The sequence below is a fragment of the Enterobacter cloacae complex sp. 309I3 genome (assembly GCF_050031595.1).
In the GTDB taxonomy this organism is placed as follows: domain Bacteria; phylum Pseudomonadota; class Gammaproteobacteria; order Enterobacterales; family Enterobacteriaceae; genus Enterobacter; species Enterobacter cloacae.
This window is the reverse complement of sequence record NZ_JBLGWI010000001.1, coordinates 2,874,883-2,895,198: the sequence shown is the minus strand read 5'-3', so window position 1 is coordinate 2,895,198 and position 20,316 is coordinate 2,874,883. Positions and strand designations below refer to the sequence as shown.

Annotated in this window: 18 protein-coding genes; all 18 read left to right on the top strand. The window is 58.3% G+C overall.

Annotation, left to right across the window (positions count from 1 at the left end; genetic code table 11):
• The first annotated feature begins 8 nt into the window (after positions 1 to 8).
• A complete protein-coding gene (tssJ, locus tag ACQG22_RS13745; RefSeq protein WP_013096175.1) occupies positions 9 to 512 on the top strand; it encodes a type VI secretion system lipoprotein TssJ in 504 nt (167 codons plus the stop codon).
• A gap of 25 nt (positions 513 to 537) precedes the next feature.
• Complete coding sequence (gene tssK / locus ACQG22_RS13740; RefSeq protein WP_020690866.1) at positions 538 to 1,881, top strand: type VI secretion system baseplate subunit TssK; 1,344 nt, start codon at positions 538 to 540, stop codon at positions 1,879 to 1,881.
• 17 nt (positions 1,882 to 1,898) lie between these two features.
• On the top strand, positions 1,899 to 3,137 hold the full coding sequence (locus tag ACQG22_RS13735) for a DotU family type VI secretion system protein (RefSeq protein ID WP_013096177.1): 1,239 nt from the start codon (positions 1,899 to 1,901) through the stop codon (positions 3,135 to 3,137).
• A 2-nt stretch (positions 3,138 to 3,139) separates the two neighbouring features.
• On the top strand, positions 3,140 to 6,760 hold the full coding sequence (gene tssM / locus ACQG22_RS13730) for a type VI secretion system membrane subunit TssM (RefSeq protein ID WP_369706764.1): 3,621 nt from the start codon (positions 3,140 to 3,142) through the stop codon (positions 6,758 to 6,760).
• 16 nt (positions 6,761 to 6,776) lie between these two features.
• The gene (gene tagF, locus ACQG22_RS13725; protein WP_048972782.1) at positions 6,777 to 7,493 is read left to right on the top strand and encodes a type VI secretion system-associated protein TagF; all 717 of its coding nucleotides are present in this window, start codon (positions 6,777 to 6,779) and stop codon (positions 7,491 to 7,493) included.
• An 11-nt stretch (positions 7,494 to 7,504) separates the two neighbouring features.
• Positions 7,505 to 8,521, top strand: a complete 1,017-nt coding sequence (gene tssA / locus ACQG22_RS13720) for a type VI secretion system protein TssA (RefSeq protein WP_013096180.1) — start codon at positions 7,505 to 7,507, stop codon at positions 8,519 to 8,521.
• Between the two features lie 75 nt (positions 8,522 to 8,596).
• Positions 8,597 to 9,121 (top strand): type VI secretion system contractile sheath small subunit, encoded by a 525-nt coding sequence (tssB, locus tag ACQG22_RS13715; protein WP_008502644.1) that lies wholly within the window; start codon positions 8,597 to 8,599, stop codon positions 9,119 to 9,121.
• Between the two features lie 3 nt (positions 9,122 to 9,124).
• Positions 9,125 to 10,624, top strand: coding sequence for a type VI secretion system contractile sheath large subunit (gene tssC / locus ACQG22_RS13710; protein WP_013096181.1), 1,500 nt, complete (start codon positions 9,125 to 9,127; stop codon positions 10,622 to 10,624).
• A 335-nt stretch (positions 10,625 to 10,959) separates the two neighbouring features.
• Positions 10,960 to 11,442 (top strand): Hcp family type VI secretion system effector, encoded by a 483-nt coding sequence (locus ACQG22_RS13705; RefSeq protein WP_008502640.1) that lies wholly within the window; start codon positions 10,960 to 10,962, stop codon positions 11,440 to 11,442.
• Positions 11,443 to 11,500: 58 nt separating this feature from the next.
• Positions 11,501 to 11,992, top strand: a complete 492-nt coding sequence (locus ACQG22_RS13700; protein ID WP_248047895.1) for a type VI secretion system amidase effector protein Tae4 — start codon at positions 11,501 to 11,503, stop codon at positions 11,990 to 11,992.
• The gene (locus tag ACQG22_RS13695) at positions 11,989 to 12,342 is read left to right on the top strand and encodes a T6SS amidase immunity protein Tai4 family protein (RefSeq protein WP_013096183.1); all 354 of its coding nucleotides are present in this window, start codon (positions 11,989 to 11,991) and stop codon (positions 12,340 to 12,342) included. Before ACQG22_RS13700 ends, ACQG22_RS13695 begins: the two co-directional genes overlap by 4 nt.
• A gap of 87 nt (positions 12,343 to 12,429) precedes the next feature.
• A complete protein-coding gene (gene tagH / locus ACQG22_RS13690) occupies positions 12,430 to 14,199 on the top strand; it encodes a type VI secretion system-associated FHA domain protein TagH (protein WP_061771445.1) in 1,770 nt (589 codons plus the stop codon).
• Positions 14,196 to 14,993, top strand: a complete 798-nt coding sequence (locus ACQG22_RS13685) for a PP2C family protein-serine/threonine phosphatase (protein ID WP_013096185.1) — start codon at positions 14,196 to 14,198, stop codon at positions 14,991 to 14,993. The genes tagH and ACQG22_RS13685 overlap by 4 nt, the downstream gene beginning before the upstream one ends.
• 16 nt (positions 14,994 to 15,009) lie before the next feature.
• Positions 15,010 to 15,996 carry a hypothetical protein gene (locus ACQG22_RS13680; protein ID WP_369706763.1) on the top strand — a complete coding sequence of 329 codons (987 nt, stop codon included), beginning with the start codon at positions 15,010 to 15,012 and terminating at the stop codon, positions 15,994 to 15,996.
• 9 nt (positions 15,997 to 16,005) lie between these two features.
• A complete protein-coding gene (locus tag ACQG22_RS13675) occupies positions 16,006 to 16,818 on the top strand; it encodes a type VI secretion system accessory protein TagJ (protein ID WP_048972779.1) in 813 nt (270 codons plus the stop codon).
• A complete protein-coding gene (tssE, locus tag ACQG22_RS13670; protein WP_013096188.1) occupies positions 16,811 to 17,374 on the top strand; it encodes a type VI secretion system baseplate subunit TssE in 564 nt (187 codons plus the stop codon). The genes ACQG22_RS13675 and tssE overlap by 8 nt, the downstream gene beginning before the upstream one ends.
• Positions 17,375 to 17,376: 2 nt before the next feature.
• Positions 17,377 to 19,248 carry a type VI secretion system baseplate subunit TssF gene (gene tssF / locus ACQG22_RS13665; protein ID WP_368267312.1) on the top strand — a complete coding sequence of 624 codons (1,872 nt, stop codon included), beginning with the start codon at positions 17,377 to 17,379 and terminating at the stop codon, positions 19,246 to 19,248.
• Positions 19,245 to 20,288, top strand: coding sequence for a type VI secretion system baseplate subunit TssG (tssG, locus tag ACQG22_RS13660; RefSeq protein ID WP_350365570.1), 1,044 nt, complete (start codon positions 19,245 to 19,247; stop codon positions 20,286 to 20,288). Before tssF ends, tssG begins: the two co-directional genes overlap by 4 nt.
• The last annotated feature ends 28 nt before the right edge of the window (positions 20,289 to 20,316 follow it).

Below are 20,316 nucleotides of genomic sequence, written 5' to 3'. Positions count from 1 at the left end.
GTATTTTTATGAATAATAAAAATTTTCATAAGCTGTGGTTCGTCTTTTACGCGGTGATATTCGCCCTGGTCAGTGGTTGTTCGTCGTCTTCACACAGCGACCCCTCCCGCTACAATCTGCAGTTTCAGGCTCATCCACAAATCAATGATTCTGCGCCGCTTAAAGTCAGAGTGCTGCTGTTGAAGTCCGATGCGGATTTCATGTCCAGTGACTTCTATTCCCTGCAGAACAACGCGTCAGCCACGCTTGGCGCGAATCTGCTGAACAGCGATGTTTTCTTCCTGATGCCGGGCCAGCTTTCGAAAACCCTTAGCGGACAAAGCTCACCCGAAGCGCGCTATATCGGTGTTATGGCCGAATATCAGATGCTGGATGGAAAGAAATGGCGTGTCTCACTCCCACTGCCTGTTCCGGGCGAAAACCATCTCTACCAGTTCTGGAAATGGTCATCCGATGAACTCCAGGCCAATGTCTTTCTCGACATAAATGGCATCCGGGTCATCAGCCAGTAACGCGCTTAAAAACAGGAAACCTATCATGACCAAAGCAGAGAAGGTCGTCTGGACCGAAGGCATGTTCCTGCGTCCACACCATTTTCAACGGACAGAAAGTTATCTGCTCAACCACGTTCGGGAATGGGGTGCGCTGCAGCGATCGTATCTTTGGGGCTTCCTCGATGTTGAACTGGACGAAGCGATGCTTCGCCAGGGCTGCATTGCCCTGAGCTACGCCAGCGGCGTGCTACCCGACGGTACGTTTTTCCAGGTTCGTAACGGGCGCAATGGCCCGGCCCCGCTGAAAATTCCTGACAATCTCACCAACGAAAAGGTGGTGCTCGCGCTGCCGGTACGTAGGGGAGAGCGTGAAGAGGTTATTTTCAGCGAAGAGCCCGCGTCACTGGCGCGTTTCATCGCCTTCGAGCAGGAGGTGGAAGACGATAACGCCATGTCGGTGGGGGATGCCACGGTGCAGTTTGGCCGTTTACGTCTGACCCTGATGCTGGAAAAAGATCTGACGGCCGAATGGACGGCGATTGGCATCGCGTTTGTCGCGGAAAAGCGCAACGACAACCATGTGCGTCTGGATAGCAGCTACATTCCGCCGATGCTGAACGCCTGCAACAGCCCGCAACTCTACAGCATGGTCAACGATCTCCACGGCTTGCTGGTGCAGCGCAGCCAGCAGATTGGGGGGCGTTTGCGCCAGCCTGGCCGCTTTAACACCTCAGAGCTGATCGAATTTACGCTGCTGTCGCTGGTTAACCGTCAACTGGGCGAAGTCTCCCATTTAAAAACGCTCCCGCTACTGCACCCGGAAACGCTCTGGCGCAGCTGGCTGCCGTTTGCCACGGAGCTTGCCACCTGGACCTCGCAACGCACCGCCGAAAGCGTGCTGCCGATTTACGATCACGACGACCTTGCGGGATGCTTCAGCAAGCTGATGCTGATGCTGCGTCAGGGGCTGTCGCTGGTGATGGAAGATCAGGCCATTCAGCTGCCGCTGAACGAGCGCTCTCATGGCCTGAACATCGCCACGGTGCCGGAGACCAGCATGGTGCGCGAGTTCGGCTTCGTCCTGGCGGTCAAAGCCAACGTGCCGGGCGAACACCTGCAAACCCATTTCCCTGCCCAGATGAAAGTCGCGCCGGTGTCGAAAATCCGCGATCTGGTTCAGTTACAGCTGCCGGGCATCATGCTGCGCGCCATGCCGGTTGCGCCGCCGCAAATCCCATGGCATGCGGGCTACAGCTACTTTGAGCTGGAGAAGGGCAGCGAGCTGTGGCACGAGATGGATAAGTCCGGTGCATTCGCCCTGCATCTCGCAGGGGAGTTCCCGGGTCTTGATATGGAGTTTTGGGCCATCCGTAGCCCGACTGAATAATAAAGCGAGCGCTTAATATGCAGGAACGACAGGATACCGGCAGTGATGCCGCGTTTACCGGAGCCAGTAGCAACAATCAGCTGGTGGCGGCCGCCAATCCGCTGCTCAACGCGATTCCGCAAATCCGTCATTCGGTGTCTCATGACGATCAGGTGGCACTGCGCCAGCGTCTGATCGACGAGATTCGCCGTTTTGAAGTCCGCTGCCAGCAGGCAGGGCTGGCTTATGAGGTGATCGTCGGGGCGCGCTATTGCCTCTGCACGGCGCTGGATGAAGCCGCGGCGCTGACCCCCTGGGGCAGCAGCGGTGTCTGGTCAAGCAATGGTCTGCTGGTCACGTTTCATAACGAAACCTGGGGCGGCGAAAAGTTCTTCCAGCTGCTGGCGCGTCTGTCGCAGAACCCGCGTGAACATATCCTCCTGTTGGAGATGATCAACTACTGCCTGCTGCTCGGTTTCGAAGGGCGCTATCGGGTTCTGGATAATGGCCGCACCCAGCTGGAAACTATCAAGCAGCGGCTGTGGCAGATGATCCGTGGCGTGCGCGGCAGCTATCCGGCACCGCTCTCTCCACACCCGGAAGATCGTCCCGTGCTGCGCAAGCTGTGGCGGCCGATGGTGCCGCTGTGGGCCTGTGTCGCGCTGGCCGGGTTTATCGCCTGCCTGTTCTACATCATTCTCAACTGGCGTCTTGGCGACAACACCAACCCGGTACTGGCGAAGATTTACCAGTCTCAGCTGCCTGAAACCACCATTCAGCAACCTGCGCGTCAACTGCCTGCGGTGCTTAACCTGCGTGGCTTCCTGAAGCCGGAAATCGACGCCGGTCTGGTGGCGGTGAAGGATGAAGCGGATCGCAGCGTGGTGATCCTGAAAGGAGACGGGCTGTTTGCTTCTGCTTCTACCGTGGTGCGTGACCGCTATGAGCCGGTCATCAACCGGATTGCCCAGGCGATGAACAACGTCAGCGGCAAAATTCTGGTGGTGGGCTACAGCGATAACGTGCCAATTCGCAGCGCGCGCTTCGCCTCCAACTATGAACTCTCTTTGGATCGCGCCCGGTCCGTGCAAAAAATGTTGCAGGGAAGCCTCTCGCAGCCTGACCGCGTGAAAGCGGAAGGGCGGGGAGAGATCAATCCTGTGGCGCCAAACAATACGCCTGAAAACCGCGCCCGTAACCGCCGTGTGGAAATAACTCTGCTGGTGTCGCCTGAAAATACGCAGGCTGAGCTGAACGGATTGCCGCAAGGAAACTAAGGATGCTGACGACTCTTCTTTCCATACTGACCAATCGCATTCTGTGGAGCTTCCTGGGCGTTACAGCCCTGTCGGCGGTGATCTGGATGATTGGTCCGCTGTTATCCATCGTGGATACCCGCCCGCTCGAATCTGAACAAAACCGCATCATCAGTATTGCGGTGGTTTATCTGCTCTGGGCGCAGGGGCATATTCTGCCGCGGCTGTACAACGCCTGGCTGAACCGCAAGCTGATGGACAAGCTCAATGAAAACACCGCCAAACCGGACGCGGCCGATCCCCAGAAGCGGCTGAACAGCGAGGAGCAGATCCTCGCCGGACGTTTTGATGAAGCGGCGCAAATGCTGAAAAAAGCCCACTTCAGCAAAGCGGGACACGGTGCCCAGTGGACGCAGCGCTTCAGTACGCAATATCTCTACCAGCTGCCGTGGTACGTCATTATCGGCGCACCGGGCGCTGGTAAAACCACGGCGCTGGTCAATTCCGGCCTGCAATTCCCGCTAGCGGATCGCTTCGGTAAAACCGCTCTGCGCGGCATTGGCGGCACCCGCAACTGCGACTGGTGGTTCACTAACGAAGCCGTCCTGCTGGACACCGCGGGGCGCTACACCACTCAGGAGAGCGAGCAGGTTCAGGATGCCGGGGAGTGGCTGGAATTTATCGGCCTGCTGCGTAAGTATCGCCGCCGCCAGCCTATTAACGGCGTCATTATCACCATCAGCATTTCCGATCTGCTGACGCTCTCCCCGGAAGCCGCGCGCCAGCAGGCGGTCAACCTGCGCCAGCGGCTGTCTGAGCTGCATGAACAGCTGGGTATCCGCTTCCCGGTTTACGTGATGGTGACCAAGGCGGACCTGCTTAAAGGCTTCCGCGCCTGGTTTGCTGACTACGACAAAGCGCAGCGCGACCAGATTTGGGGCTTCACGCTGCCGTGGGAACAGACCAAACACGCCGATTTCGACCTGATGGGGAACTTCCACCAGGAGTTCTCGCTGTTGCAGCAGCGTCTGGACGCCGGGCTGCCGGAGACCATGCTGAAAGAGCATGACGCCAAAACCCGTGCCGAAGCGTATCTCTTCCCGCAGGAGTTCGCGGCGCTGCGCCCGCTGCTGGCAGACTACCTGAGCACGGTCTTTGCCCGCTCTAACTTTGAGACCGAGTTCTCCCCACGCGGAATATACTTCGCCAGCGGCACCCAGGAAGGCATGCCGTTCGACCGCGTCATGGGTGAACTGAACCGCGCCCTGTCACTGCCGGAAGGGGCAGAGGCAGAGAAGTGGGATTCGGTCAGTAAAGAGGCGCCGATCCCTGGTGCAAAAGGGCAGAGCTTCTTCATTAAAAACCTGCTGCAAAACGTCATTTTCCAGGAAGCCGGTATTGCCGGTGAAAACCGCTGGTGGGAACTGCGCAACCGCGCGGTGATCTGGTCCGGATACGCGGCGCTGCTGGTGCTGCTGGTGATCCTCGGCGGATTGTGGCTGACCAGCTATGCCAAAAATAAGGCCTATCTGGAAGAGGTGGACGCTAAAGTCCCGCAGCTGGAGCAGCAGAGTAAAGCGTTACAGAATCAGCCTCAGCGCGATCTGTTCGCGCTCCTGCCGCTGCTGAACAGCCTGGTCGATCTGCCGAAAAGCGAGGCCTTCGATGTCAACGACCCGCCGGTCTCCCGCCGTATGGGACTCTATCGTGGGGATGACGTCAGCGATGCTTCTCAGTCGCTGTATCAGAAAGCGCTGGATCAGATGCTGCTGCCCGCCGTGGCGATGCATATCACCACCTGGCTGCGTAACGACAACGGCAGCGACGTGGAATACAGCTACGAGGCGCTGAAAGCCTACCAGATGCTGTATCAGCCTAAACACTACGACGGCAAATTCCTGCATTCCTGGGTGATGCTCAATTTGCAGCGTAATCTGCCGCAGAACGTGACGCAGGCGCAGCTGCAACAGCTGGAGTGGCACCTGACGCAGCTGCTGGAGCCAAAAATTCAGGCCTCGCCGTATGCCCAGGACGAAGCGCTGGTGGCCCGCGAGAGGGCACTCATCAACCAGCAGCCGCTCTCCACCCGCGTGTATGGGCGTCTGAAGCGTCTGCTGGAGCATGACGAAAACCTGAAGCCGGTCTCCCTGTCCGACCTGGGTGGCCCGCAGAGCGAACTGGTGTTCTCCCGCAAAAGCGGCAAACCGGTGAGCGAAGGCGTGCCGGGGCTCTACACCCCGGACGGCTACTGGAAGAGCTTTAACAGCCAGATTGACAGCGTGACCACGGCGCTGCACGAAGATGATGCCTGGGTGCTGGGCGCGACCACCTCCGGGGAAGACAAGCAGCAGATCGATAACGCCGTGCGTCAGCTCTACATGCGCGACTTTATCGCAAACTGGGATCGTTTCCTTGCCGACATTCAGCTTAACAACAGCGCCGATCTCTCGCAGCGCATCAACACGGCGCGCCTGCTCTCCGGCGCAAACTCGCCGCTGCGCCGTCTGGTGCAGAACCTGAGCCAGGTGCTGACGCTGTCGCGCAACGCGCCAGCGCCGGAGGACGCGGGGAAAGCGCAAGACCAGAGTAACCGCGCCACCCGTACCCTCGAAGCGCTGTTCAGCAATAACGACAATGCCCCGACGCAGGGGGCAGTAGTGACGCAGGCACCTGAACAGCTGGTGACCGACCACTACGCGCCGATGATCGAGCTGGCTCAGCCGCTGGAGAAGGGCGGCAAGACCATCGTCTTTGATGATTTCCTCAAGCAGGTGGATGAGCTGTATCGTTACCTGACCGCGGTGCAGGACGCTGCCAACAGCGGCATGCCAGCCCCGGGTGGTGAAGCAATCAGCCGTCTGCAGGCCAGCGCCGGGCGTCTGCCGGGCGGGCTGCAAACCATGTTCAGCAACATGGCGGTGGGGGCCAGCAGTGATACCCAGCGTCGCGATCTGGAAAACGTCCGTAAGCGCATTAACGTCGAAGTGGGCGGTTTCTGCCGTCAGGCAATTGCCGGTCGCTACCCGTTGGTGCGCAGCGCCAGCACCGAGGTGACGCCGGACGATCTGGCACGCATGTTTGCGCCGGGTACCGGGCTGATGGACACCTTCTTTCGCGACAACCTGACCAACAAAGTGGATACCACTCAGGCGAACTGGCGCTTTATGCCGGGGATCGACGGGAAAACGCTGCCGGGAAGTGAAGGACTGCTGCGACCGTTCCAGCAGGCCCAGTCCATTCGCGATGCCTTCTTTGCTAACGGTGCGACGACCCCCTCTTTCAAGGTGACGGTGCGTACCGTGCGGATGGATAACACCATTCTTAACCTGACGCTGGACGTTGACGGCCAACTGCTGCGTTACAGCCACGGTCCACAGGCGGTGCAGATCATGAACTGGCCAGGGCCGGGCGGCACCAACCAGGTGCGTATGCAGCTGGGTCTGGCCAACGGCAGCACCGCGACGCTGGTAACCAACGGCGCCTGGGCCCTGAACCGCTTCTTCGATAAAGCGCGCACCAGCCCTGGGGCAGGTAGTCTGAGCCGTCAGGCCACGTTCAACGTCGATGGCCATCAGGTCACGCTGGAGTTTGCGCCGAACAGCATTCGCAATCCGTTCCAGCTTCCTCGTTTCTCATGCCCATAACCGCAAGGACAGCCGTATGACGAATACCCCTGCGATGAACCGCTACAGCTGGTATGGCAAATTACCCAGCGCCGGAGATTTTTTGCAGCGTCGCTTTCCTGACACCCTACAGCGTCAGTGGTCACACTGGTTTCAGGTCGGCCTGCTGGCCTGGCAACAGGAAGAGCAGCGCAGCGGCGAACGCCAGTTTAATAAGGCGCCGGTGTGGAACTTTGTTGTCCCGCCGATGCTGGGCAGCCAGATGATCCAGATGGGCTGCCTGCTGCCGGGCCGCGACAGCGTGGGCCGACAGTACCCGATCTGCATTCAACTGAGCTTCGCCCCGTCAGAGTGGTCGGCCAACCTGCTTAGCCAGGCTGAAAGCTGGTATCAGCAGATTGGCCGTCTCGGGCTGCATGCGGTGCGCAACAGTTTTTCCGCCTCGCAGCTGGATGAGATGCTGATGTCGATTCCGGCGCCGCAGCCCGTCGAGCCGCAAAAGCGTTCCGACATCCTTGATGTGATTGGTTATGACGAAGACGGCCAGAGCACGCTGGGCTGGCCTCAGGCGGCGGAGTGTTTTGACCCGCTTCGTCAGACCAGCTACTGGTGGACCAACCGCTGCGACGGCTACCCGCTCTACACCCACGTCCACAGCGGAAACTTCACCGGGCAGCTCTTTACGCTGCTGTTCGATCCGGCTGGCGGCGCCCGACCAGGCCGTCACGGTCTTTATCCGCCTATGTTTGAATAAGCAGGGATCACATGAATATCGAAGAATTTCTCGCGCCGATAAGCCCCGAAAAACCCTGCGGCGACAACCTTGAGTACGACGCCGATTTTCAGGCTATGGGACAGGCAAGCCAGGGTAAAGCGGAACAGCAGTTCGGCGACACGATCATTCCCGCCGAGCCCGCTGACTGGAATACGGTAGAAAAGCTCGCCACCAGCCTGCTGGGGCGCACCAAAGATCTTCGCGTCATGCTGGCGTTAACCCATGCCTGGACCCGACGTCGTGGGCTGCCGGGCTACGCGGACGGCCTGCTGCTGGTGCAGGAGGCGATCACCCGCTACTGGGAGCCGCTCTATCCACTGCTGGAGGAGTATGGCGAAACGGACCCGTTCTATCGCATTAACGCCCTTGCCGCGCTGAGCGATAAATCTGACCTGACCGTCGCGCTGCGAAACGCCTCGCTGCTGCGCTCAAACGGCGATGAAATTTCGCTGCGTGACGCGCAGGCATTGCTGGATGGCAGCAAAACCGAATGCCCGGATTATCCCGGCGGCCGCCCAAGACTGATTGACGAACTGGCGCGCGGCGACCAGCCAGGTACAGAGGCCGTCATCCTGATTAATGAAAGGCTGCTGGCCATTCGCGATCTGCTCAGCGGTTACCTTGGTGAAAGCGGCGTACCGGAAATGGAGCAGTTGTTGAAAACCGTGGGCCTGGTCGCCAGCGCCTGTCAGGTGACCGACATCAGCAAGCTGCTGCCCAATCGGGATGCGCAGGCGGAACACCACGCTGAACCGCAGACGGTGGCCACCCAACCCGTGCAGCAGGTCACCGACTGGCGCAGTGTGCAGGTTACCAGTCGCGCCGACGCCCAGCTGATGCTGGAGAAAGCGAAACAGTATTTTGCGCAGTACGAACCGAGCCACCCCGCACCGCTGATGATTGAACGGGTGCAGCGGCTGTCAGAACTTAACTTTATGGACATTATTCGCGACCTGGCGCCAGACGGCGTTAACCAACTGGAAAATATCTTTGGACGCCGCGAATGACGCGTCCAGGCATTATGACGACGGGCACGGAGCTTGTCGTTTCACCTTCACCGCGCATCTTTGATGGAGAACATCATGGCAATGAGTAACAGTGGGCAGAAATTTATCGCACGTAACCGTGCCCCCCGCGTGCAGATCGAGTACGACGTAGAGATCTACGGTGCAGAACGTAAAATTCAGCTGCCGTTCGTGATGGGCGTTATGGCCGATCTGGTCGGCAAACCGGTGGAAAATCTGCCGGCCGTCGATGAGCGTAAATTCCTCGAAATCGACATTGATAACTTTGACGAACGCATGAAGGCGCTTAAGCCACGCGTGGCGTTCCAGGTGGATAACACCCTCACCGGCGAAGGCAAGCTCAACGTCGATCTGACCTTCGACAGCATGGACGACTTCCTGCCGGATGCGGTGGCCCGCAAGGTTGAGCCACTGAACAAGCTGCTGGAAGCGCGTACTCAGCTTTCCAATCTGCTGACCTACATGGACGGTAAAAACGGCGCAGAAGAGCTGATCGCCAAAATTCTGCAGGATCCGACGCTGCTCAAATCCCTGAGCCAGTTGCCGAAAAATGACGAAAGTGCGAAAGGTAGCGAGGAGTAATCGATGAGCAACCAGACTCAACAACACGAGCAGCAGGCAGGTCAGGCGTTCAGTCAGGACGAGTTCAGCGCACTGCTGAACAAAGAGTTCCGTCCTAAAACTGACCAGGCGCGTTCCGCCGTCGAGAGCGCGGTAAAAACTCTGGCGCAGCAGGCGCTGGAAAACACCGTTACATTCTCCAACGACACCTATCGCACCATCCAGAACCTGATTGCGGGTATCGACGAACAGCTCTCTCAGCAGGTGAATCAGATCATTCACCACGAAGAGTTTCAGAAGCTGGAGAGCGCCTGGCGCGGTCTGAGCTATCTTGTGAACAACACTGAAACCGACGAGATGCTGAAGATCCGCTTTATGAGCATCTCCAAGCAGGAGCTGGGTCGTACCCTGAAACGTTATAAGGGTGTGGGCTGGGATCAGAGCCCGATCTTCAAGAAAATCTACGAGCAGGAGTACGGTCAGTTTGGTGGTGAGCCGTTTGGCTGCATCGTCGGCGACTACTACTTTGACCACAGCCCGCAGGACGTTGAACTGCTGGGTGAAATGGCGCGTATCGGCTCTGCTGCTCACTGTCCGTTCATCACCGGTACCGCACCGGGCGTGATGCAGATGGAGTCCTGGCAGGAGCTGGCTAACCCACGCGATCTGACCAAAATCTTCCAGAACACCGAATACGCCGCCTGGCGTTCACTGCGTGAATCGGAAGATGCCCGCTATCTGGGCCTGGTGATGCCGCGCTTCCTGTCGCGCCTGCCTTACGGCATTCGTACTAACCCGGTCGACAGCTTTGACTTTGAAGAGCAGACCGACGGCGCGAACCACAACAGCTACGCCTGGGCGAATGCTGCTTACGCGATGGCGGCCAACATCAACCGCTCCTTCAAAGAGTACGGCTGGTGCACCTCCATTCGCGGCGTGGAGTCCGGCGGGGCGGTTGAAAACCTGCCGTGCCATACCTTCCCGAGCGACGACGGCGGCGTGGACATGAAATGTCCGACCGAGATCGCCATCAGCGACCGTCGCGAAGCCGAGCTGGCGAAAAACGGCTTTATGCCGCTGGTTCACCGCAAAAACTCCGACTTTGCTGCCTTCATTGGCGCGCAGTCGCTGCAAAAACCGGCCGAGTACCACGACCCGGATGCCACCGCCAACGCGCGTCTGGCCTCCCGTCTGCCGTACCTGTTCGCCTGCTGCCGCTTTGCGCATTACCTGAAGTGCATCGTGCGTGACAAAATCGGCTCCTTCCGCGAGCGCGAAGAGATGGAACGCTGGCTGAACGACTGGGTCATGAACTACGTGGACGGTGACCCGGCCAACTCCTCTCAGGAGACCAAGTCCCGCAAGCCACTGGCCGCTGCAGAAGTCCAGGTGCAGGAGATTGAAGACAACCCGGGCTACTACGCCGCGAAGTTCTTCCTGCGTCCGCACTACCAGTTGGAAGGTCTGACCGTTTCTCTGCGTCTGGTATCTAAACTGCCGTCGCTGAAGACGAAAGACGCGTAATTTTTGTGAGTTTCGCCCGGCGGCGCTCCGCTTGCACGGGCCTACAATGCAACGTGAAATATATTGATATCGCTGCACCATGTAGGCCGGGTAAGCAAAGCGCCACCCGGCAAGAAAGACTGGTCCTGAGAGGTTCCGGAATAACGTTCGGTAGTAAAAGACTTCTCATTCTTTCCTTTTATTCGGGAGGGAATGTAAGACTGTCAAATGACACGGGTCATTTGATGTGAGGCAGAGGTAAAATATGGACGGTTTTATTCAGCCCCATGCTTTCCTGTTTGCCATATAAGTGCTTTTTCGAAAGCAATATTGTTCATCCACGAAGAGTAGATATTATGGCTATTGATATGTTTCTGAAGGTCGAGGGTGTTACGGGCGAATCTAAAGATTCTAACCACACCGGCTGGACTGATATTACCTCCTTCTCCTGGGGCGCTTCCCAGCCAGGTAATATGAGCGTTGGCGGTGGCGGCGGTGCCGGTAAAGTTAACTTTAACGATCTGCACGTTAACGCTCTGATCGACAAATCCACCACAGCAATTCTGAAACACTGCGCCAGCGGTAAACACCTGACCAAAGTTGAGCTGTCCGTCTGTAAAGCCGGTGGCCAGCAGGTGGAATACTCTCGCATTACCCTGGAAGACGTTCTGGTAACGTCTGTTCAGTACACCGGTGCAGACAACGGCGATACCGTTGGTGTGACCTATGCATTCCAGGCTGCGAAAGTGAAACAGCAGTACTGGGAGCAGACCACCTCTGGTGGTAAAGGTGCTGAAAGCAGCGCTGGCTGGAACATCAAAGAAAACAAAGAAGCATAATAGTAGTGGGTCCGAAAGGGCCCACTTTTTCCTGAGCTTCTTTTCAAGGAGAAACAAGATGTCTCATATGCGTCCTGCTTTTGGTGCCGCCTGGAACCGATTTAAAGAAGTGAACGTCAACGTAGAACAGGTTGGCAAGTTATTGGGGGGGAAAGTTCAGCATAATATAGATGCTGGTATTTTTAAAAATGCCTGCCCCATTCGTATGAGCTATGTTTTAAATTATTGTGGCATTCCAGTTCCTTCTAATAGTAAATATGCAACTGTGACCGGGAGCGACAAGAAGCGATATATGTTCCGTGTTAAAGATATGATTGCTTTTTTACCCACGGTATTGGGAAAAGCTGACATATCTGTTTCTTCTCCAACCCCAGTACAATTTGCGGGCAAGCAAGGTATTATTATTTTTACCGGGCATGGCTGGCTTGATGCAACCGGGCATGTAACACTCTGGAACGGAAATATTTGTTCGGATGATTGTCATTTCCTTGGCTCACCGGGTAATGGTTCATTTATCCCTACTAACGCAACCTTCTGGAGCCTGAAATGAAAAAGCCATTGCTCTTTGTCTTAGCCTTCGTTGCCTCCGCCGCAAATGCCCAGACGTTGCCTGATATCAGTACTTTTTCTCAACAACAAATCTTCGAAAACTGGGTGCAGAATCGATGCATCGGTAAGATTGCGGACAGTAAAAGCCTGAAAGAAGATGCTGACGCCAGCGCCGCGGCATGGCTGGAAGCAAGCAATCTGCCTGCTGAGAATTTTGAAAAAGCTGATGAGGTGATTGTTTCTTTACTGAAACAGAAGGTAGGTGGTACCGAGCCTGGTCATTATCAGATATTGAAGTGCACCTTGATCGCTAATAGTGACGCTATTCGGCCACTCAAATCCTCAAAGTAGTAAAGATGAAATCGGCCCCAAACGCCGCCGTTCTCACCTCCGAGAGCGGCAGCGTTTGAGCGCTAATCATACCAGCAGGAATACGCCATGCGATTCACGATTATTTCTACGAAACCCGGTCATCAGCCGCCGCAGAGCAGTTGTGATTTTTATGCCCCCGGGGGCACTATTGGGCGCGGTACGGATAACAATCTGGTACTGCCGGACAATGACCGCACCATCTCGCGCCTGCAGGCTATTGTTCACGTTGACGCCCAGGGCGAATGCCGCGTGACCAACCGTGGCAGCGTCACCCGCGTGGTTTTGAACGACATCCCGCTGGAGCGGGGGCGTCAGGTAGAGCTGCAGGACGGGGATATTCTCGGTATTGATGACTACCGCATCGAAGTGACGGAACTTATCCACGACACGCAGCCGGTGAGCCGCATGGCCGCCAGTATGCAGCAGCAGGCTCGCCCGACAGTGGCGCCGACACCTGCTCCGCAGCCGAAGCCAGCCAGTGCCGCACCGCGCGGCAAGGCGGAGCCAACGGCCGTGCCGTCGGAAATCTGGGATAGCCTGATGCAGGAGTTCTCTATCTCTGACAGCATCTCCAGCAACCGCGCGAAACCGCAGCCTGCGGCGTCCCACGATCCCTTCTCGCAACCCGCGGCACCCGAGCGTAACGCTGAAGACCCGCTGGCAATGTTCAACGACAGCGAGCCGAAGCTTGAGCGTAAGAATGTCGATCCCGACACGCTGTTCAGCGATGAAGCGTTGTTCAAAAAAGAGAGCATTTTTGACGATGTCACCCCTTCAACGCTGGTGCCGCCGGTAGAGAGCAAACCTGCGCCTGCAGAAGAGGCGACGGATGAACTCGACCCGCTGGCCCTGTTTGGTGGTTCGGCCAGCGCGCCAGCCGCGCGTAACGATGATCCGCTCGGGCTGATGGGCGGGGCGCCATTAACCCATCCGGATGAGATCGTGCCTGAGACATCTGCACCCGCGCCAGAGCCAGAGGCCGTACCGCAGGACGATCCGCTGGCGGATTCTCCGCTGTTTGCCCCTGAGCCACAGGACCCACCGCGTGCGGAAGAGGAAGAGCCGGTACGTACCGATTACGCAGGCTTTACTATGCCTACGCCGCAGGCCGTCGCACGCAGCAGCGCACAGACGCCGAAGGGGCGTCTGCGTATCGACCCGGTCAAAAACGCGGCTGTGCCAAGCGCTACGGCGCAAAACGGTGAGAAAGGCGAGGTGCTGCAGGGCGAGCTGCTGGAGGCGCTGTTGGAAGGGATGGGCCTGAGCGAAATGCAGCCGGTGCCGCAGTTTGACCGTGAAAATATGCGTCAGCTGGGCCAGATCCTCGGCATGTTCTCGCAGGGCACCGTGGCGTTGCTCTCTTCGCGCTCTATCCTCAAGCGCGGCGTAAAAGCCGATATGACCATGGTGCTGGACGATGCCAACAACCCGTTCAAGCTGCTGCCGACCGGGAAAACGGTCCTGATTCAGATGTTCGGTACGCCGATGCCGGGCTTTATGCCACCCACCAAATCAGTGCGTGACGCGCTGATCGATCTGCAGGCGCATCAGCTGGGGATGATCTCCGGTATCCGCGCCATCATCGCCGCGATGCTGCAGTCCTTTAATCCGGAGCAACTGGAAGAGCAGGCGAAGCAGAACGGCATGACCTCTCGTCTGGCGCTGCCGGGCAGCCGCAAAGCCGCGCTGTGGGACTACTTTGTTCGCAGCTATGGCGAGACGGCCGGTGAGATTGAGGATGACTTCCACACCCTGTTTGGCGAAGCGTTCCTTCATGCCTATGACATGGAGGTCAATCAGTACAAAGACTCACAGAGCGGATCGGAAGAAAAATGAATATCGCAACGGCTTCTCTCTCCCGCCAGGGAACGCGCGCCAGCAATCAGGACCAGACGGGAGAAACCATAGGGGAACGTTCAGCCTGCTTTGTCGTCTGTGACGGCATCGCTGGTCTGCCGGGCGGTGAGGTGGCCGCTGAACTGGCCCGCAACAGCATCATCTCCCGTTTTGATGGCGACAAACACCTTAATGCGCAGCATATTCGTGACTATGTGCAAACCGCGAATCGCACCATTCTCAGCGAACAGCAGGCGGTGCAGGACTATCGCCGGATGGGCACCACGCTGGTCAGCCTGTTTATCGACCGGGATTACCGTCTGGCCTACTGGGCACACGCCGGGGACAGCCGTCTGTACCTGTTTCGTCGCGGCTGGCTGTGGCATGTCACCACCGACCACAGCCTGGTTCAGCAGATGAAAGATGCCGGTCACCAGACCGATAACCTCAACAGCAACCTGCTGTATCTGGCGCTGGGTATTGAAAACGGTGGCCCGGAAGCGAGTTACAGCGACGTGGTGCAGGTTGAAGACGGCGATGCCTTTTTACTCTGCACCGACGGTTTCTGGCACGGCGTCAGCGAAGAGCAGATGAAACAGTCGCTGCATATGGTCAACACCCCACAGGAGTGGCTGACCTTAATGAACCAAATCATTCAAAAGAATGCTGAACAGGAGGGGAATGCTCAGGATAACTATACGGCGCTGGCGGTATGGATGGGCAACCCTCAGGACACCACTTTGCTGCATACGCTCTCTGACGCAGCACAATTTCTTCCCTGCGGAACTGACTAGACACACAAGGAACGATATGAAACTTTGGCTATCGGGTTTGGCACTTCTGGCGGTGGCCTCCACCGCCCAGGCTGAAAATTTCCGCATCGTGCAGTCTCCTGCGCAGAAGCTGGATATCTGGATCGACAACATCAAAGACAACACCCCGCAGAGCTGGTGTAAATCAGAGATTGCGCTGCGCATTGTGGCGAACGGCAATAAAGACGTTTCAGTGCTGGAAAACTTTGTTCCGCGTCTCGGCTCGCTGCTGGAACACCAGTGCAGCAAAGTGAATAAGCTGAGCTGGGCCCTCAACGATCCGGCAGGGACTACACTTGCGCAGGGAACGGCAAACAAAGCTCAGGAGTGGAAGCTGGTGGTGAAACAGCAGCAGACGGCGCCCGCTGCGACCCAGACCAGCGGCGCGTTACTGCCACCTGACCAGAACGCTGAAACCAATACGGTGGCCGCTGACCGCACACCGTGGCAGGAGTTTACCCTCCAGGACGGCTGCCATCTGCGCACCTTCTGGGAAGGCGGATCTTCCGCGCCGGCGCTGTTTATCCCGGATTCCGACACGACCCGCTGCGGCAACGGCAGCTGGCTGAGCGGCCACACGGTTATCTCGCAGATCCGCAGCGGCGGTCAAAAAGAGATAGCGGTGACTTACATTCACGGCTTCCCGGTGATGGGGCTGAATCAAAGCGTCGACCCGGAACATGCTCTGATCACCTCCGTCAACAAAGAGCGTATGGTCTTCAGCACCCCGAACAGCGACCAGAGCTGGATGATCCTGCCTTACGACAGCGCCCTGAACGGCTGGAAAAGCAACGGCACGGTGGCCGTGGAGATCTCGCGTGAAACCGCCAGCGACGATGCAAAACTGCAGGCGCGTATTGCTGCAGTGAAGAAGGTCTGGAGCGCCTGGGTTACCCCTGGCACCACGCTGAATATTGTCCTGATTGATACCCTGCGTCCTCAGCTGCGTGACCCGGCAGTGGGCGCCTGGCGCGCGGCAAACTAAGGAATGGCTATGAATACGCTCTATCAACATCTGGCGGGTGAGTCGCTCAGCGACGCGCTGGTGCGTCTTGAAAACGAGATTAAAGCCCGTCCGGCGGATGCCGATCTCCGTGCCGCGTTTGTGCAGTTTCTCACCCTCAGCGGTAACTGGACGCGCGCGCTGACCCAGCTGAAAAGCTGGCTGGCGCTTAAGCCGCAGGCGAAACCCACCGTCACCCTGCTGGAGCAGTGCATTCAGGGAGAACTGCAGCGCGCGCAGGTGATGGCGGGAGAACGTCGTCCGGCCATGCCGGAAGCCCAGTGGCCATGGCTGACCACCCTTGCCGCCGCGCTGAGCGAGAGCGATGAACGCGCTCACGCGCTGCGTCTGGAAGCCCTTGAACAGGCGCAGGCGAGCGCGGGGCAATGGACGCTAGAGAATGATGAGACGCAGACCTTTGAATGGCTGATGGACGGCGATGCCCGTCTGGGGCCGGTGTGCGAAACCCTTGTTAACGGCCGTTACTTCTGGCTGCCGTTTAGCGCTATCGCGGAGATCCGTTTCCAGGCTCCGGCCAGCGTCACCGATCTGGTCTGGCGTCATGCGCTGGTGCGTTTGACCGATGGGACGGAGCAGGTGTGTCAGATCCCGGCGCGTTATCCTTTTGCCACCGATGCCTCTGACGCCGTTAAACTCGCACGCACCACCGAGTGGCTGCCGCTTGATGATGACGGCACTCTGTATGAAGGGTTGGGGCAGAAAGCCTGGCTCAGCGAGCAAAGCGAAAGCCCGCTGCTGTCGCTGAGTCTCGTTACTTTTGCAACGGATGGAGCCCATGAGTAATCCTGCTGGCGAAGGCGATCTGCTGCGCAGCGGCTGGCAAGCCCGCAGTAAGCAGGAGAAGGTGGGGGCGCGCGATAAAATGCAGCCCTCGCTGCTCGATCGCCTCACCGATAACGACCCGGAGAAAAAGCGCGAGTCGGCCAACAGCAACCTGATCACCCATGCCGCGCTGCGTCGCAACGTGCTACGGGATCTGCAGTGGCTGTTTAATACCATCAACCACGACGCCTCCGGCGATTTGAGCATGCTGCCACACGTAAGCCGTTCGGTGGTGAATTTTGGCGTTGCGCCGCTGGCCGGAAAGCGCATGTCGGATATCGAATGGCACGACATTCAGCGCAAACTCACTGAGGCCATTGTCAACTTTGAACCCCGCATTTTGCCCCAGGGGCTGCAGGTCCGCTGTGTGTCGGACACCTCCTCGCTGGATCTGCACAACGTGCTCTCCATCGAGATAAAAGGGCGTTTGTGGTGTGTGCCGTACCCGCTGGAGTTTCTGTTTCGTACCGATGTCGATCTGGAAAACGGCCACTTTGAACTGAAAGATGCGGGGTGATCGTGGAAAGTAAACTGCTCGAATATTACAACCGTGAGCTGGCCTATCTGCGTGAGATGGGCGCCGAATTTGCCGAGCGCTATCCCAAAGTGGCCGGACGGCTGGGCATGCGCGGCATCGAAGTGGCGGATCCGTACACCGAACGACTGATGGAGGGCTTTGCCTTTCTGACCTCGCGCGTGCAGATGAAAATGGACGCGGAGTTTCCGCGCTTCTCCCAGCGCTTGCTGGAGATGATTGCGCCGAACTATCTCGCGCCCACTCCGTCCATGGCGATTGCTGAAATTCAGCCTGACAGCAGCCGTGGCGATTTGAGCAACGGTTTTATCGTGCCACGCGGCACAATGATGGACAGCCTGGCGCTGAAGAAAACCGGCGTGACCTGCAGCTACACCACGGCGCATGAGGTGAACCTGCTGCCGCTGAAAATCGACAAGGTTGAGCTGGGCGGTGTGCCTGCCGACCTGCCCCTGACACAGCTTGGTCTGGGCCAGCAGGGGATCAGCAGCGCCTTACGGATCCGCATTGCCTGCGACGGTCCGCAAAACCTCGGCCACCTTGATTTTGACCGGCTGGAGTTTTTCCTTAGCGGCCCGGATATCGAGGCGTTAAAGCTGCTGGAGCTGGTAATGGAGCACCATGTCGGGGTGGTCTGCCAGACCGTCAGCAAACATCCGCAGCGTGATGTGCTGACGTCTGATGCCCTGCGTCAGGAAGGGTTTGACGCGGATCAGTCGCTACTCCCGGACGATCTGCGCAACTTTGACGGCTACCGTCTGCTGCAGGAGTACTTTGCTTTTCCGGCCCGTTTCCGCTTCATCAGCCTGAGCGGGCTGAGCAAACTGATCCAGCGCTGCGAAAACGAAAAAGCCTTCGATATCTTCATTCTGCTGGATAAAACCGATGAACAGCTGGAGCGCGTTGTCGATGCCAGCCATCTGGCCCTGCACTGCACGCCGGTGATCAACCTGTTCCCGAAGGTAGCGGCGCGTCAGAAGCTGAGCGAAGGCCAGCATGAATACCATCTGGTGGTGGATAACATCCGCCCGCTGGATTACGAAATTTACGCGGTAAACAAGATATACGGCAGTGCGGATGGTCAGCGCGACGACCAGACGTTTCGTCCGTTCTGGAGCACCTGGAGCGGTGATGCGGGCAACTACGGGGCCTACTTTTCCCTGCGCCGGGAACAACGCGTGCTCTCTGAGCATGCCCTGCGTTACGGCACCCGCACCGGCTACATTGGCTCGGAGGTCTTTGTCTCGCTGGTGGATGAGCAGCATGCGCCCTGGCAGGAGAACCTGCGCTACATCTCGGCCGAGGTGCTGTGCACCAGCCGGGATCTGCCGCTGATGCTGCAGCAGGAGCTGGGACAGTTCATTATGGCTGACTCCATGCCGGTGAAGTCGCTGACCTTGCGTAAGGGGCCGACGCCGCCGCGTCCGGCGCTGGCAGAAGGGTTCAGCACCTGGAGGTTGATCAGCCAGCTACAGATGAACTACCTCAGCCTGATGGACAGTGAAAACGAAGAGGGTGCCGCCGCGCTGCGTCAGCTGTTAGGGCTGTACGCCAATCTCGCGGAGACGCCGGTTGCGCGTCAGGTAGAAGGGGTTCGTCACTGCGTGCTGGAGCCGGTTCACCGCCGCGTGCCCGAGCCGGGACCGGTCGTCTTCGCCCGTGGCATCGGCATTACCCTGACGGTGGATGAACGTGCGTTTTCCGGTGCCAGTCCCTGGCTTTTCGGTAGCGTGCTGGAGCGGCTGTTTGCCCGTCTGGTGTCGATCAACAGCTTCACGGAATTCACCCTGAAAAGTCAGCAGCGCGGCGAGATCGGCTACTGGGCGCCGCGTATGGGCAAAAGGGCACTGGTATGAGCGACGTTGTCACTGCGCCACTGAAGGTCCATCGTCTGACGCCGCTGCCGGACAGTTTCTGGCGCGGGGTTCGCGAGACGCCATGGCGCTACGATCTGTTCCAGCTGTTAAGGCGCATTGATGCTCAGGGCGGGGAGCGCTACCCGCTGGGGCGTGCGCCGCTGCCAAAATTCGAGCCGCTACGCCTGGGCCAGCAGCCGTCGATGAGTTTTGCACCTTCGACGGTGGCGCAGGTACGCCAGCGCGAAGGCAACGGGCTGCACGAGGTCTCCATTCTGAGCTTCGGCCTGTTTGGTCCTAATGGGCCGCTGCCGGTTCACATGACCGAGTACGCCCGCGAGCGGATCCATCATCATCAGGACACCAGCCTGAGCGCGTTTGCCGATCTGTTCCATCATCGTCTGACGCTGCTGTTTTATCGCGCCTGGGCCGATGCGCAGCCTGCCGTCTCCCTCGACCGCGCCGACAATAAACGTTTTGAGGGATATCTGGCGTCGTTGATTGGTATGGGGCAGCCCGGCCAGATGGACAAAGGCAGCCTGAGCGCCCATGCCCGCTTTACCCACGCCGGACACCTGACCCGCCACGGACGGGATCCTGAAGGTCTGGAAAAAATCCTGCGTAACTATTTTAAAGCCCCGGTCAAACTGATCGCCAACGTACCGCAGTGGATGCCGCTTACACCGCGCGAGCAGGCGCAGCTGGGAGCAGGACGCCGCGTGCCGCGGATGGGCGAATCTGCGTTTCTGGGCGTGGCGGTCCGCGACGTGCAGCATAAATTTCGCATCGAGATTGGCCCACTCAGCGCGGAAGAGTACAACCGGTTTTTGCCCGGTGAAGCATGGGTAACCGAACTGCGGGACTGGGTACGCCAGTACGCAGGGGTGGAATTTGAATGGGAAACACGGGTGATCCTGCGCGCTGACGCCGTGCAGGGCGCCACGCTCGGCAGCACCGGGCGATTGGGGTACAACACCTGGCTGGGCCTTCAGCCACAGCCTGTCCCGCGTGGCGATCTGGTGTATCGCGCAGAGCGGTAATCCTTCCGTATACCGAATCATTGTTAAT